The sequence below is a fragment of the Nocardia stercoris genome, from assembly GCF_003696265.1.
GTDB lineage: Bacteria > Actinomycetota > Actinomycetes > Mycobacteriales > Mycobacteriaceae > Nocardia > Nocardia stercoris.
Map to the genome: position 1 here is coordinate 482,542 of NZ_RFFH01000001.1, position 12,529 is coordinate 495,070.

The 12,529-nt window shown below is 67.9% G+C and carries 14 protein-coding genes; 10 read left to right on the forward strand and 4 right to left on the reverse strand.

The window, feature by feature from the left end; genetic code table 11:
• Positions 1–49: 49 nt before the first annotated feature.
• The 6 genes from EBN03_RS01990 to ahcY all read left to right on the forward strand — a co-directional run bounded on the left by EBN03_RS01990 (position 50) and on the right by ahcY (position 5,258).
• Positions 50–1,276: an alkane 1-monooxygenase gene (locus EBN03_RS01990; RefSeq protein ID WP_122186084.1), complete on the forward strand. Its 1,227-nt coding sequence runs from the start codon at positions 50–52 to the stop codon at positions 1,274–1,276.
• Positions 1,276–1,440, forward strand: coding sequence for a rubredoxin (locus tag EBN03_RS01995; protein WP_122186085.1), 165 nt, complete (start codon positions 1,276–1,278; stop codon positions 1,438–1,440). Before EBN03_RS01990 ends, EBN03_RS01995 begins: the two co-directional genes overlap by 1 nt.
• Before the next feature lie 3 nt (positions 1,441–1,443).
• Positions 1,444–1,626, forward strand: coding sequence for a rubredoxin (locus tag EBN03_RS02000; protein WP_122186086.1), 183 nt, complete (start codon positions 1,444–1,446; stop codon positions 1,624–1,626).
• On the forward strand, positions 1,623–2,240 hold the full coding sequence (locus EBN03_RS02005; protein ID WP_233608048.1) for a TetR/AcrR family transcriptional regulator: 618 nt from the start codon (positions 1,623–1,625) through the stop codon (positions 2,238–2,240). Before EBN03_RS02000 ends, EBN03_RS02005 begins: the two co-directional genes overlap by 4 nt.
• A gap of 370 nt (positions 2,241–2,610) precedes the next feature.
• Positions 2,611–3,681, forward strand: coding sequence for an alkane 1-monooxygenase (locus EBN03_RS02010; RefSeq protein WP_122186737.1), 1,071 nt, complete (start codon positions 2,611–2,613; stop codon positions 3,679–3,681).
• A gap of 101 nt (positions 3,682–3,782) precedes the next feature.
• Positions 3,783–5,258 carry an adenosylhomocysteinase gene (gene ahcY / locus EBN03_RS02015; protein WP_122186087.1) on the forward strand — a complete coding sequence of 492 codons (1,476 nt, stop codon included), beginning with the start codon at positions 3,783–3,785 and terminating at the stop codon, positions 5,256–5,258.
• Between the two features lie 137 nt (positions 5,259–5,395).
• On the opposite strand, the gene EBN03_RS02020 is transcribed toward ahcY, so the two are convergent.
• The 4 genes from EBN03_RS02020 to EBN03_RS02030 form a co-directional block, all read right to left on the reverse strand.
• On the reverse strand, positions 5,396–5,764 hold the full coding sequence (locus tag EBN03_RS02020) for a hypothetical protein (RefSeq protein ID WP_122186088.1): 369 nt from the start codon (positions 5,762–5,764) through the stop codon (positions 5,396–5,398).
• A 111-nt stretch (positions 5,765–5,875) separates the two neighbouring features.
• On the reverse strand, positions 5,876–6,010 hold the full coding sequence (locus EBN03_RS35430; protein WP_267899247.1) for a hypothetical protein: 135 nt from the start codon (positions 6,008–6,010) through the stop codon (positions 5,876–5,878).
• 142 nt (positions 6,011–6,152) lie between these two features.
• Complete coding sequence (locus EBN03_RS02025) at positions 6,153–6,446, reverse strand: hypothetical protein (RefSeq protein WP_122186089.1); 294 nt, start codon at positions 6,444–6,446, stop codon at positions 6,153–6,155.
• A gap of 46 nt (positions 6,447–6,492) precedes the next feature.
• Positions 6,493–6,957: a hypothetical protein gene (locus EBN03_RS02030; RefSeq protein ID WP_147471433.1), complete on the reverse strand. Its 465-nt coding sequence runs from the start codon at positions 6,955–6,957 to the stop codon at positions 6,493–6,495.
• Between the two features lie 137 nt (positions 6,958–7,094).
• On the opposite strand from EBN03_RS02030, the gene EBN03_RS02035 reads away from it, so the two are divergent.
• The 4 genes from EBN03_RS02035 to lpqB all read left to right on the forward strand — a co-directional run bounded on the left by EBN03_RS02035 (position 7,095) and on the right by lpqB (position 12,411).
• Positions 7,095–7,739 carry a dTMP kinase gene (locus EBN03_RS02035; RefSeq protein WP_122186091.1) on the forward strand — a complete coding sequence of 215 codons (645 nt, stop codon included), beginning with the start codon at positions 7,095–7,097 and terminating at the stop codon, positions 7,737–7,739.
• Between the two features lie 79 nt (positions 7,740–7,818).
• A complete protein-coding gene (mtrA, locus tag EBN03_RS02040) occupies positions 7,819–8,496 on the forward strand; it encodes an MtrAB system response regulator MtrA (protein WP_122186092.1) in 678 nt (225 codons plus the stop codon).
• Between the two features lie 103 nt (positions 8,497–8,599).
• Positions 8,600–10,525, forward strand: a complete 1,926-nt coding sequence (gene mtrB, locus EBN03_RS02045) for an MtrAB system histidine kinase MtrB (protein WP_122186093.1) — start codon at positions 8,600–8,602, stop codon at positions 10,523–10,525.
• A 101-nt stretch (positions 10,526–10,626) separates the two neighbouring features.
• The gene (gene lpqB, locus EBN03_RS02050) at positions 10,627–12,411 is read left to right on the forward strand and encodes an MtrAB system accessory lipoprotein LpqB (protein WP_122186738.1); all 1,785 of its coding nucleotides are present in this window, start codon (positions 10,627–10,629) and stop codon (positions 12,409–12,411) included.
• Positions 12,412–12,529 lie beyond the last annotated feature (118 nt).

Genomic DNA, 12,529 nt, shown 5'->3' on the forward strand with positions numbered 1-12,529 from the left:
AATGCGCATCACATAGGTGAAGTGCATCTCAGAACGACGGGAGACGACGATGTCCACCGAATCCGACGCTGTGGTCGGGCGCACCGAGGCGCCCGCATGGCGGGATCCCAAGCGCTATCTCTGGCTGTGGGGCCTGTTCGCTCCGGCAGGGATGTTCGTGATCGGACTGCCCGCCATCTGGGGGCTGAACCACCTCGGGCTGCACGCACTCGCGCACGTGCCGTACTGGCTCGGCCCCATCCTGATCTACCTGGTCATCCCGGCCGCCGACCTGCTCTTCGGCCCGGACGGCAGCAACCCCCCCGACGAGGTGATGGCCTACCTCGAGAACGACAAGTACTACCGGTACCTGACCTACGCCTACCTGCCCTTCCAGTATGCGACCCTGATCCTGGTCTGCTACCTGATCTCGGCACCGCACATCGGCTGGCTCGGCATCTCCGGCGGGCTGGCGGTGGCCGACAAGATCGGCCTGGCGCTCACCGTCGGCATGGTCGGCGGCATCGGCATCAACACCGCGCACGAACTCGGGCACAAGAAGGTCGAACTCGAGCGCTGGCTGTCGCGCATCGCGCTGGCCCAGTCGTGCTACGGCCACTTCTACATCGAGCACAACCGCGGTCACCACGTGCGGGTCGCGACCCCCGAGGACCCGGCCAGTTCCCGTGTGGGCGAGACCTTCTGGTCGTTCTGGCCGCGGACAGTGTGGGGCAGCCTGAAGTCGGCCTGGCACCTGGAGAAGGTGCGCCTGGCGCGGCAGAACCGCTCGCCGTGGAGCTACCACAACGACGTGCTGAGCGCATGGGCCATGTCGGTGGTGCTGTTCGGCGCCCTGGTCGCCGGCTTCGGCATCCAGGTGCTGCCGTATCTGGTGCTGCAGGCCGTGGTCGGTTTCAGCCTGCTCGAAGCGGTCAACTATCTGGAGCACTACGGCCTGCTGCGGCAGCACACGCCATCCGGGCGGTACGAACGGCCGCTGCCCGAACACAGCTGGAACAGCGACCACATCGTGACCAACATCTTCCTGTACCACCTGCAGCGGCACAGCGACCACCACGCGTACCCGACGCGCCGCTACCAGACCCTGCGCAGCTGGGACGGCGCGCCCAACCTGCCCAGCGGCTACGCCAGCATGATCATGCTCGCCTACGTCCCGCCGCTGTGGCGGCGCGTGATGGACAAGCGGGTGCTCGCGCACTACGGCGGCGACATCAGCAAGGCGAATTTGCGGCCGGGCCGTGAGGCGGCGATCATCGAGCAGTACGGGCGGGCGTGATGAGTTCCTATCGGTGTCCCGTCTGTGAGTACGTCTACGAGGAGTCCAAAGGTGCCCCCAGGGAAGGTTTTCCGGCCGGCACGGCTTGGAGCGACGTTCCCGACGACTGGTGCTGTCCCGACTGTGGTGTCCGCGAGAAGATCGACTTCGAAGAGGTTTCCTGAAACATGAACGACTACAAGCTCTACCAGTGCATCCAGTGCGGCTTCGAATACGACGAGGCCAAGGGCTGGCCCGAAGACGGCATCGCCCCCGGCACCCGCTGGGACGACATTCCCGACGACTGGTCCTGCCCGGACTGCGGCGCGGCGAAGGCCGACTTCTTTATGGTCGAGATCGAACGTTCGTGAGTCGTCCGCAGTATCAGGAGGTGGCGCGCGAGCGATTGCGCGCCACCGTTCTGGATGCCATGCGGGAGCTGCTCGTCGAGCAGGACTGGGCCAAGATCACCCTCGGTGATATCGCGGCCCACGCCGGAATCAGCCGGCAGACGCTGTACAACGAGTTCGGTTCCCGGCAGGGGCTCGCGCGGGCCTACGCGCTGCGCCTCGCCGACCAGCTCGTCGACCATGTAGTGGTCGGCGTGGCCGAATTCGAGGGCGACGCGCGCGAGGCGTTCCGCGCCGGGCTGTCGAACTTCATCCTGGACATCGCCATCGATCCGCTGGTGCTGTCGCTGATCTCCGGTGCGCCGAAGATCGATCTGCTCCGCCTGGTGACCCTCGATGCCGGCCCGCTCATCGAGCACGCCTCCGATCGCTTGTCGGCTGCGTTACAGACGAGCTGGTTGCGCGCCACCGCGGCCGAGGCCGATGTGCTCGCCCATGCGGTGGTCCGAATCGCGGTTAGTTACATCACCGCGCCCGCATCGTTGCATCGCGACGCGCCGGAGGAATTGAGTTTGCTGCTCGGACCCTATGTCGAAGTGTCGATGGCGACACGCGGGGCAATCAGTCCGGAATGACCGTGCCGGGGGCTCGCCATTTGCGAATCGCCACCGAATGCACGACTATTGGCGCCGATCGGCGTGGCCTCCAAGGAGTCCGGAGTCTCCGTGCGACGATCGACCCGGTGTGGTGGCTATTGCTCCGCACACGGTGTTTGCTCAGAGTAAGCCGTGGTTTGGGTCACAAATGGCTAGCTGGAGAACGTCCGGCGCATCTGGATAGCTGCTGGTACCTTTTGCTCCGAGCTGGAGCCCGGGGCCGAACGCGGATCCGGACATCGGTCAGAAAGGTCGCGAGCGCGCGGTGAAGCAGTTGGGTCGAAACAACGGGTCGACGGTTGAGCGGAAGTACCTGTGGGCGCTGGGGCTGATCGCGCCGGGCTGCTCCATGCTGCCTTCGCAATTGGTGCTATGGACCGGGATGCGCGTCTTCTGGTGGATCGGCCCGGTCGTCATCCTCGTGATCATCCCGCTCCTGGATTGGATTGTGGGCGAGGACGGTACGAATCCGGCCGACGAGGACTACGAGCGCCTCTCCAACGACAAGTTCTATCGGGCACTGACTTTCCTGTTCCTGCCGGTGCAGCTGATCGGCTTGATCATCGCCTGCTGGCTGTGGGCGCACCACGAACTGAGCGTGATCGACAAGATCGGCTTGGCGACCTCGGTCGGCTTGGCGGGCGGGATCGGCATCAACGCCGCGCACGAGCTGGGGCACCGCTCGGAGGAACTGGAGCGCTGGCTGGCCAAGATCGCACTGGCACAGTCGCTCTACGGCCACTTCTACGTCGAGCACAACCGCGGCCACCACGTGCGGGTCGCGACGCCGGACGACCCGGCCAGCGCTCGATTGGGCGAGTCGCTGTGGTTCTTCTTCCCGCGCACCGTGATCGGCAGTTTCCGCTCGGCCGTCGAGCTGGAGCGGGATCGCCTGCGGCGCAAGGGTTCGGGCTGGTGGACCTACCAGAACAGCATGCTGCAGTCGTACGCGGTGTCGGTGGTGCTGATCGGCGGGCTGCTGATCGGCTTCGGCTGGGCGATCCTGCCCTACCTGCTGCTGCAGGGCGTGCTGAGCATCGCGCTGCTGGAGACGGTGAACTACATCGAGCACTACGGCCTGCTGCGGGCCAAGAAGGCCAACGGTTCCTGGGCGCGCTGTTCGCCGGCCGACAGCTGGAACTCCGACCGGTTGGTGACCAACGTGTTCCTGTTCCATCTGCAGCGGCACAGCGACCACCACGCCAACCCCGGCCGCCGCTACCAGACCCTGCGCACCACCGACGAGTCGCCGCAGCTGCCGGGCGGGTACGCCTCGATGGTCGTGCTGGCCCTGGTGCCGTGGATCTGGCGTTCGGTGATGGATCCGAAGGTGCTGGCGCACTACGACGGTGACATCACCCGGTGCAATATCTCGCCGCGCAAGCGCGAGCGCATCCTGGCCGCGTACGCGACCGTCTGACCTGGGCTTACCCGGGCCGGGCCGCTCGCGCACCGGGTTGCGTACCGCGTACGCAAGGAACGCGTTAGGCTCTTCTGGTACCCGCCGACCAGGAGAGGCACATGACGACTGCAGTGAGCAGCACCCCGACCGCCGAAAGCCGCAACGGAATCGACTTCAAGGTCGCGGACCTGTCGGAGGCCGAGTTCGGCCGCAAGGAGATCCGGCTGGCCGAGCACGAGATGCCCGGTCTGATGGCACTGCGCCGCGAGTACGCGGAGGTGCGGCCGCTGCAGGGCGCGCGCATCTCCGGCTCGCTGCACATGACCGTGCAGACCGCGGTCCTCATCGAGACCCTCGTGGAGCTGGGCGCGGAGGTCCGCTGGGCGTCCTGCAACATCTTCTCCACCCAGGACCACGCGGCCGCCGCGGTCGTGGTCGGCCCGAACGGCACCGTCGACGAGCCGAAGGGTGTGCCCGTGTTCGCCTGGAAGGGCGAGACGCTGGAGGAGTACTGGTGGTGCACCGACCAGATGCTCACCTGGCCTGGCGAGCCCGCCAACATGATCCTCGACGACGGTGGTGACGCCACCATGCTGGTGCTGCGCGGCGCCCAGTTCGAGAAGGCCGGCGTGGTGCCGCCCGAGGACGAGAGCCACTCCGCCGAATACAAGGTGTTCCTCAACCTGCTGCGCTCGACGATCGCGGCCGACAACACCAAGTGGACCCGGATCGCCGACTCGATCAAGGGCGTCACCGAGGAGACCACCACCGGCGTGCTGCGGCTGTACCAGTTCGCCGCCGCGGGTGAACTGGTGTTCCCGGCCATCAACGTCAACGACTCGGTCACCAAGAGCAAGTTCGACAACAAGTACGGCACCCGGCACTCGCTGGTCGACGGCATCAACCGCGGCACCGACGTGCTGATCGGCGGCAAGAAGGTGCTGATCTGTGGTTACGGTGACGTCGGCAAGGGCTGCGCCGAGTCGCTCAAGGGCCAGGGTGCGCGTGTCCAGGTCACCGAGATCGACCCGATCAACGCGCTGCAGGCGCTGATGGACGGCTTCGACGTGGTCACCGTCGAGCAGGCGATCGGCGACGCCGACATCGTGGTCACCTCGACCGGCAACAAGGACATCATCACCCTCGACCATATGCGGGCGATGAAGAACCAGGCCATCCTCGGCAACATCGGCCACTTCGACAACGAGATCGACATGGCGGCGCTGGAGTCCTCCGACGCCACCCGGCTCAACATCAAGCCGCAGGTCGACCTGTGGACGTTCCCGAAGTCGGGCAAGTCCATCATCGTGCTCTCCGAGGGCCGCCTGCTGAACCTGGGCAACGCGACCGGCCACCCGTCGTTCGTGATGAGCAACAGCTTCTCCAACCAGGTCATCGCCCAGGTCGAGCTGTGGACCAAGCCCGAAGAGTACGACAACGAGGTCTACCGCCTCCCCAAGCACCTGGACGAGAAGGTCGCCCGCATCCACGTCGAGGCGCTCGGCGGCACGCTGACCAAGCTCACCAAGGACCAGGCCGAGTACATCGGCGTGGACGTGGACGGCCCGTACAAGCCGGAGCACTACCGGTACTGAGTTACCGAGCACTGTAAAACGGCCTCCGTCAGGGCTTTCGAGCCCTGGCGGAGGCCGTTTCGGGTCGGGGTCCTGTTCAGCGGGAATATGAACGGCCCGGTGCGACAGGCTTGTTCGTGATCAGGTGAAACGGCGCGTCAGCCTGCGGTGACGACCTGGCAGGTCTGGGAGGTCCAGTCGTAGAACAGTTCGCCGGCGCTGCTGCCGGCGTCGCCGCACAGGAGCTGGTTGACCGGGGCGGACGAGATGGCAAGGGGGAGAGCGAAGATCAGGCCGGGGAAGGCGAAGACGTTGCCGTTCGGGTCGGTGGGCAGGGTGCGCATGATCGCGCCGCTGGCGCTGGTGAGGGCGCTGCTGCCGGTACCTACCGCGGTGCTGCCGCCGTCGACCAGGGCGCTTCCGGTGGGACCCGAGGCGAGGCCTTGAGCGTGCGCGGTACCGGCGGCCAGAGCGGATCCGATGGTGACGGTGGCGAGGGCGACGCGAAGGTACTTCCGGGAGATCACGGAACGAAATCTACTGGTATCCAGGCCGAAACGGTAGCGGTTCGGATCGTTCGATCCCGCCTGGGGGTCCGCCGATACACGGCACGGCGGACCCCGCGGTGGTGCGACCGCTCAGAAGTTGTAGTCCGACAACCGCTGTGGGTCGTGGGACTGCAGAGTCGGGGCACCGAACGGCGCACTCGCGATGGTGAGCGCGCCGACTACTGCCACTGCGGCGATGAAAACGCGAACGATCTTCTGAAACATGGTGGTTCACTTCCGATCCGGGTAATGGCGGAAGAGTAATCCCGGATCGCGGTGGACCACAGCGAAATTGCGGCCAGGTAGGCCGGCGCGCGGCGTGTCGCCCCCGCGTGTCTCGACTGGGCTATTTGGTCAAACGACCAGGTCAGACGGCCGGGGGTACGTACACCGCGCAACTCTGGGTGCTCGGGTCCCACCAATAGGTCGTCGTGGTCGTGACCGTCTGGATCTCGCACTGCAGCTGCCCGATCATCGGGCCGACCACCTGCGCGGACAGCGACGAAGTCGTGGTCGACGGATTCGTGGTGGTGGTCCCCGGCGTCGACGGGGAGAGGGCCAGCGGGGCGGCGGCCGCGGTACCGGCCGCACCGGCCAGCGCCGCGCCCACGGCCGCGGTAGCCAGCGCGGTGCGCGTGCACAGAGACTTCGTGTCGGTCATGCCCGGCAATCTAGCGGGTCCGGTCGGAGTACGTGCCGGCTACCACTCAGGAGTGCGGTGTGGTGCTGGTCGCGGGGATGGTCGTCACCGGGACGGTCGTCGTCGGCGCGGCGGCGGTCGTGGTGGTCGGCGCGGCGGCGGTGGTGGTCAGCCACGTGGGGGTGGCGGTGCCGCTCGGCCCGAACACCGAACCGGACGGGAACGGGACGGTGACCCCGCCGCCGCAGTTGCCGGTGCTCCAGTTGAAGTTGTTGATCAGCTGCGGCGCCTGCGCCATGCAGGAGACGAAGTTCGCGGCGGCCGCGATGTAGGACCAACCCTGGCCGGAGGTGGAGGAACCACCGTCGACGTACGGGAACGCCCCGGTCGTGGTGGTCGGTGCGGCGGGCCCGAGGGCGATCGAGCCGGAACCGGAGTCGGCGGTGGCAGTCACCGCGGCCGCGGCGATAGCGGTGCCCAGCATCGCGGTGGCGGCGGCGTAGCGCAGAGGCTTGGAGTGCGTGTCGAGCATGCGGGTCATCGTAACCGAACAGAAATGTCCGTAGGCCACTTCTGTGCGGTCCGGTTACCCGCCGGTCGGATTCGACCGCGACCCGCCGAACGGAACCACGGATCAAGATTTTCTTTCGCACGGGTAGCCTGCACGGCATGGGTGTATTGGTGGCGGTGGAAGGACTCGACGGGGCGGGCAAGCGCACCCTGATCGATGCCGTCGCGGCGGGCCTGCGAGCGAAGGGCCGGACCGTCGAAACCCTCGCCTTCCCGCGCTACGGAATCTCCGTCCACGCCGACCTCGCGGCCGAGGCGCTGCGCGGCCGGCACGGCGACCTCGCGACATCGGTCAACGCCATGGCGACCCTGTTCGCGCTGGACCGCGCCGACGCCCGTGACGACATCGCGAAACTGTTGGCCGACAACGACATCGTGCTGCTGGATCGCTATGTCGCCTCCAACGCCGCCTACAACGCGGCTCGGCTCGGCCAGAGCGCCGATGGTGAAATGGCAACTTGGGTAGCGGAATTGGAGTTCGCGCGATTCTCGTTGCCGCACCCCGACATTCAGGTGCTGCTCGATGTGCCCGTCGAGCTCGCCGCCGAACGGGCTCGTCGTCGTGGGCAACTCGACGACGCCCGGGCGCTCGACGCCTACGAGCGTGACGCCGAACTCCAGCGCCGCACCGCGCAGGTCTATCGCGAGCTGGCGCAGCGTGACTGGCACGGCCCCTGGTGGGTCTGCGGTCCGGACGGGGCGGCCGAACTTACGGCGCGCCTGCTGTACTCGGCATCGGAATAGTGTTGGATGTACGACGAAAACGTATCTGTGTTCGCCTGAATTGCCCGCCCCGACTCGGAGAGATGACACCATAGTTGTTATGAAGCCGAAGATTCTGGTCGTCGACGACGATATGGCGCTCGCCGAGATGCTGACGATCGTCTTGCGCGGTGAGGGTTTCGATCCCCATGTGGTCGGTGACGGCACACAGGCGCTCAGCGCGGTCCGGGAATTGCGCCCGGATCTGGTGCTGCTGGATCTCATGCTGCCCGGCATGAACGGCATCGACGTATGCCGCGTGCTACGGGCCGATTCCGGTGTTCCCATCGTCATGCTCACCGCCAAGACCGACACGGTCGACGTGGTACTGGGCCTGGAGTCGGGCGCCGACGACTACATCGTCAAACCGTTCAAGCCCAAGGAACTGGTCGCCCGGGTGCGTGCCCGGCTGCGCCGTACCGAGGACGAGCCGGCCGAACTGCTGTCGATCGCCGACATCGTGATCGACGTCCCGGCCCACAAGGTGACTCGGGGTGGTCACCAGATCTCGCTCACCCCGCTGGAGTTCGACCTGCTGGTGGCGCTGGCCCGCAAGCCGCGCCAGGTGTTCACCCGCGAGGTGCTGCTCGAACAGGTCTGGGGATATCGGCACGCCGCCGACACCCGGCTGGTCAATGTGCACGTCCAGCGGTTGCGCGCGAAGGTCGAGAAGGATCCCGAGAACCCGGAGATCGTGCTGACCGTCCGCGGCGTCGGCTACAAGGCCGGACCGCCGTGATCGAGTGCGGCACGGTATCCGTCGCGGCATGCTCGAGCACCGGCGAGGGCATGACGTGACCGATAGCTCCAGGGGCCGTGTCGAGCGGCTACTGGCGGCTGTGATGGCCTGGTCCAAGGCCGTAGGTGAGGCGCTGGGCCATCTGTGGCGGCGTTCGCTGCAGCTGCGTGTCGTGGTGTCGACGCTGACGTTGTCGCTGATCGTCATCACCATTCTCGGCGTCGTGCTGACCAGCCAGATCACCGACCGTCTGCTCGACGCCAAGATCAACGCGGCGGTCGAGGAGATGGGCCGCGCCCGCAACACCGTCGAGAGTCAGCTGACCGGCGTGCACGATTCGAGCACCCAGCTGGCCCAGCTCGAGACCGCGCGCAATGCGCTGTCCTCCGGCGGATCGGCCCAATCCAGCGGCGCGGCGGGCAATTTCGACACCGCGCTGGCCATGGTGGGTGACTCCGAACAGGAGATCTCGGCTGGGCCGATCCAGGAGATCCCCGGGGAGCTGCGCCGTTTCGTGCAGCAGAACCAGGTGAGCTACCAGTTCGCCACGGTGTCCACCATCGACGGCTACCACGGCCCGGTGCTGATCATCGGCAGCCCGAGCGCCGAGGTGCCGTCGCTGGAGATCTACCTGATCTTCCCGCTCACCAACGAGCAGCGCAGCCTCAGCCTGATGCGCGGCACCATGCTGATCGGCGGGATCGTGCTGCTCGTGCTGCTGGCCGCGATCACCGCGCTGGTGACCCGCCAGGTTGTGTTGCCGATCCGGTCGGCCGCCCGGATCGCGAGCCGGTTCGCCGACGGCCGGCTCAAGGAACGCATGCTGGTCCGGGGCGAGGACGATATGGCGAAACTGGCCATGTCGTTCAACGAGATGGCCGAGAGCCTGTCGACACAGATCACCCAGCTCGAGGAGTTCGGCAATCTGCAGCGCCGGTTCACCTCCGACGTCAGCCACGAACTGCGGACCCCGCTCACCACGGTCCGCATGGCCGCCGACCTGATCCACGGCTCCAGCGACGATCTCGATCCCGCGCTGGCCCGCAGTTCGGAACTGCTGGTCACCGAACTGGACCGGTTCGAGGGCCTGCTCAACGACCTGCTCGAGATCAGCCGGCACGACGCCGGTGTGGCCGAACTGCAGATCGAGTCGCTGGACGTGCGGATGTGCGCGCGGGCCGCTATTTCCACCGTGCGGCATCTGGCCCGGGAGGCCGGTATCGAGGTGATCAGCGATATCCCCGACGAGCCGCTGGTCGCCGAGGTCGACCCGCGCCGCGTCGAGCGGGTGCTGCGCAATCTGCTCGCCAACGCGATCGACCACAGCGAGGGCAAGCCGGTGCTGATCCGGATGCGCGGCGACACCGACGCCAACGCGGTCGCGATCGTCGTACGCGACCAGGGCATCGGCCTGCGGCCCGGGGAAGAGAAGCTGGTGTTCAACCGGTTCTGGCGGTCGGACCCGTCCCGGATGCGCCGCTCCGGCGGCACCGGGCTCGGCCTGTCGATCAGCGTCGAGGACGCGAACCTGCACAACGGCCGGCTCGAGGCGTGGGGCGAACTCGGGGTGGGTGCGAGCTTCCGGCTCACGCTGCCCCTGGTGCGCGGGCGTAAGCTCGGGCCCAGCCCGCTGTCGCTGGAACCGCCCAAGCGGGACGGACATGTGGTGGTGGACATTCCGGCGCCCGTGGACGACACTGCGGCGGAACTCGGCGGCACGGGTGCCGGGGCGCTCGGCGGCGGAGACGACACCGGTGCCGAGTCGGACCTCGGTGGCGATACGCCGCTCGGTGGTTCCGGCGAATCGGGGCCTGGTGAGCTCGACGGTGATACGCCACTCGGCGGCGGAACTGCTTGGGCGGCGGACGATTTCGCGGCGGGGGACTACGCCGGCGAGTCGGAGCGCACCGAGCCCACGCGGCCGGTGGCGCACGAGGACCACGACGACACGGAAACGACGGGGGACGAGACGGACTCGGCGGCCCCGGCCGCCGGCGACGAGGACGAGCCCGGAGGTGCACAGCGGTGAGCGAGCTTCGCGAGCGAGCCGAACGTACCTTCCGCCCGGGTGGATCGGTTGTGCGGCAGCGCGCGGCCGGCCGGCCGGTGCGGCTGTCCCGGCGGCTGCGGATGCTGCTGGTGCTGATGACCGGCTGCCTGATCGCCTCCGGCTGCGCGAATCTGCCGGACTCCTCGGCGCCGCAGGCACTGGGCACGATCGACCGCGCGCCGACGTCGGCCGGGCCGCCGCCGCCCACCCTGGGCCGCGACCCCGATCTGCTGCTGCGGGACTTCCTGCAGGCCACCGCCGACCCCACCGGAAACCACCAGACCGCGCGGCAGTACCTCACCCCCGACGCGGCCTCGGCCTGGGACGACCACGCCGACACGGTGATCGTGGAGAAGCCCGACACACTGCGCGAATCCCGGACCGCGGACGCGGCCACCTACGTGGTCCGCGCCCACAAGATCGGGCAACTCGCGCCCGACGGGTCGTACCACGCCGCCGACGGCACCGTCGAGACCCGGATCGACATGGCGAAGGTCGGCTCGGAGTGGCGGATCGCGGTCCTGGAACCGGGCGTGGTCATCGAACGCACGGCGTTCGCCAAGTCGTACCGGCGCTACACGCTGTACTTCCCCAATCTGGCCGGGACCACGGTGGTTCCGGACCTGCGCTGGGTCGCCGCCCCGAAGGAGCAGCTGGCCGGGCGGCTGGTCGCCATGCTGCAGCAGGGACCGCCGCCGGCTCTGGCGCCGGCCGTCCGCAACATGCTCGCCCCGCCGATCTCGCTGAAGGGCACCGTCACCAAGGCCAACGGTGATCCCACCGAGGTCGGTGTCGGCCTCGGCGGAATCCAGCTGGACTTCACCGGGGCCTCCACCCTGGACCCGCACAGCAAGGAACTGCTGGCCGCGGAAGTGGTGTTGACGCTGGCCGGTGCCGAGGTGCTGGGACCGTACCTGCTACTGGCCGACGGGAAACCGCTCGACGAGCGGTACGCGGTCACCGGCTGGTCGGTGTCGGACGTGAACTCGCTGAGCAGTGCGACCGGCGAGCACAGCCGGGTCGGGTTGCACGCGTTGCGCGACGGTGGGCTGGTGTCGGTCGACGACAACGGCTCGATCACCCCGGCACCCGGCTATTTCGGCAGCTCGCACAATCTGCAGTCGGTGGCGCTGTCGCAGGACGGGCAGCTGGTGGCCGCGGTCGCCGACAGCGGGCGTCCCGCGCCGGAACCGGCGCACACCCTGCTGGTCGGCAGCTACGACGGCACCTTCTTCCCGGTGGCGCAAGGGAATACGATCACCCGGCCGTCGTGGACGTTCGACGGCGGCTCGGCGTGGGCGGTGATCGACGGCGAGCATGTGATCCGCGCGGTCCACGACCACACCACCGGCAATGTGTCGGTGCAGGACGTCGACGCCACGGCGATCGTCGACGCGCCGCAGGTGGGTTCGGTCCAGGCGTCGCGGGCGCCGATCACCGAGCTGCGGGTCTCCCATTCCGGGGCGCGGGCGGCGCTGATCGCCGGCGGGCGGGTATACATCGCGGTGGTGGTGGTGCGGCCGGACGGCACCTATGCCCTGACCGCGCCCGAGCCGGTCGCGGTGGGGTTGAGCACCAACGCCGTCTCCCTGGACTGGATCACCGCCGACACCATCATCCTCACCCGCGAGGGCAGTGTGGATCCGGTGCAGACCTATTCGATCGACGGCTCGGACTGGACGGTCGAACCGAGCCAGAACCTGACGCCGCCGCTGCGGGTGGTCAGTGCCACGCCGGATGTGCAGTACGTGGCGGATTCCCGCGCGGTGTTGCAGCTGCAGTCCTCGGAGCCGAGCAGTGATCGGTTCTGGCGGGAGGTGCCGGGGCTGACCGGGCCGTCGGTGAGTCCGGTACTGCCCGGCTGAGCTGGGCCGACTGTGCCGCACTCGGTGCAACGGCATGGTCGGGCGCCCGGCTGTCGGACGCGTGCGGCCGGACCGGTGCGCCGTCGAGGCGTGTGCGGCTGCGGTTCGGTGTCGGAGC

What these genes read in the sequence shown, in the direction of transcription:
- EBN03_RS02025 (WP_122186089.1), bottom strand. Translation starts at nt 6,446, where the DNA reads ATGACCGACACGAAGTCTCTGTGCACGCGCACCGCGCTGGCTACCGCG.
- lpqB (WP_122186738.1), top strand. Translation starts at nt 10,627, where the DNA reads ATGCTGCTGGTGCTGATGACCGGCTGCCTGATCGCCTCCGGCTGCGCG.
- EBN03_RS01995 (WP_122186085.1), top strand. Translation starts at nt 1,276, where the DNA reads ATGAGTTCCTATCGGTGTCCCGTCTGTGAGTACGTCTACGAGGAGTCC.
- EBN03_RS02010 (WP_122186737.1), top strand. Translation starts at nt 2,611, where the DNA reads ATGCTGCCTTCGCAATTGGTGCTATGGACCGGGATGCGCGTCTTCTGG.
- EBN03_RS35430 (WP_267899247.1), bottom strand. Translation starts at nt 6,010, where the DNA reads ATGTTTCAGAAGATCGTTCGCGTTTTCATCGCCGCAGTGGCAGTAGTC.
- mtrA (WP_122186092.1), top strand. Translation starts at nt 7,819, where the DNA reads ATGAAGCCGAAGATTCTGGTCGTCGACGACGATATGGCGCTCGCCGAG.
- EBN03_RS02035 (WP_122186091.1), top strand. Translation starts at nt 7,095, where the DNA reads ATGGGTGTATTGGTGGCGGTGGAAGGACTCGACGGGGCGGGCAAGCGC.
- EBN03_RS01990 (WP_122186084.1), top strand. Translation starts at nt 50, where the DNA reads ATGTCCACCGAATCCGACGCTGTGGTCGGGCGCACCGAGGCGCCCGCA.
- EBN03_RS02030 (WP_147471433.1), bottom strand. Translation starts at nt 6,957, where the DNA reads ATGCTCGACACGCACTCCAAGCCTCTGCGCTACGCCGCCGCCACCGCG.
- ahcY (WP_122186087.1), top strand. Translation starts at nt 3,783, where the DNA reads ATGACGACTGCAGTGAGCAGCACCCCGACCGCCGAAAGCCGCAACGGA.
- EBN03_RS02000 (WP_122186086.1), top strand. Translation starts at nt 1,444, where the DNA reads ATGAACGACTACAAGCTCTACCAGTGCATCCAGTGCGGCTTCGAATAC.
- mtrB (WP_122186093.1), top strand. Translation starts at nt 8,600, where the DNA reads ATGGCCTGGTCCAAGGCCGTAGGTGAGGCGCTGGGCCATCTGTGGCGG.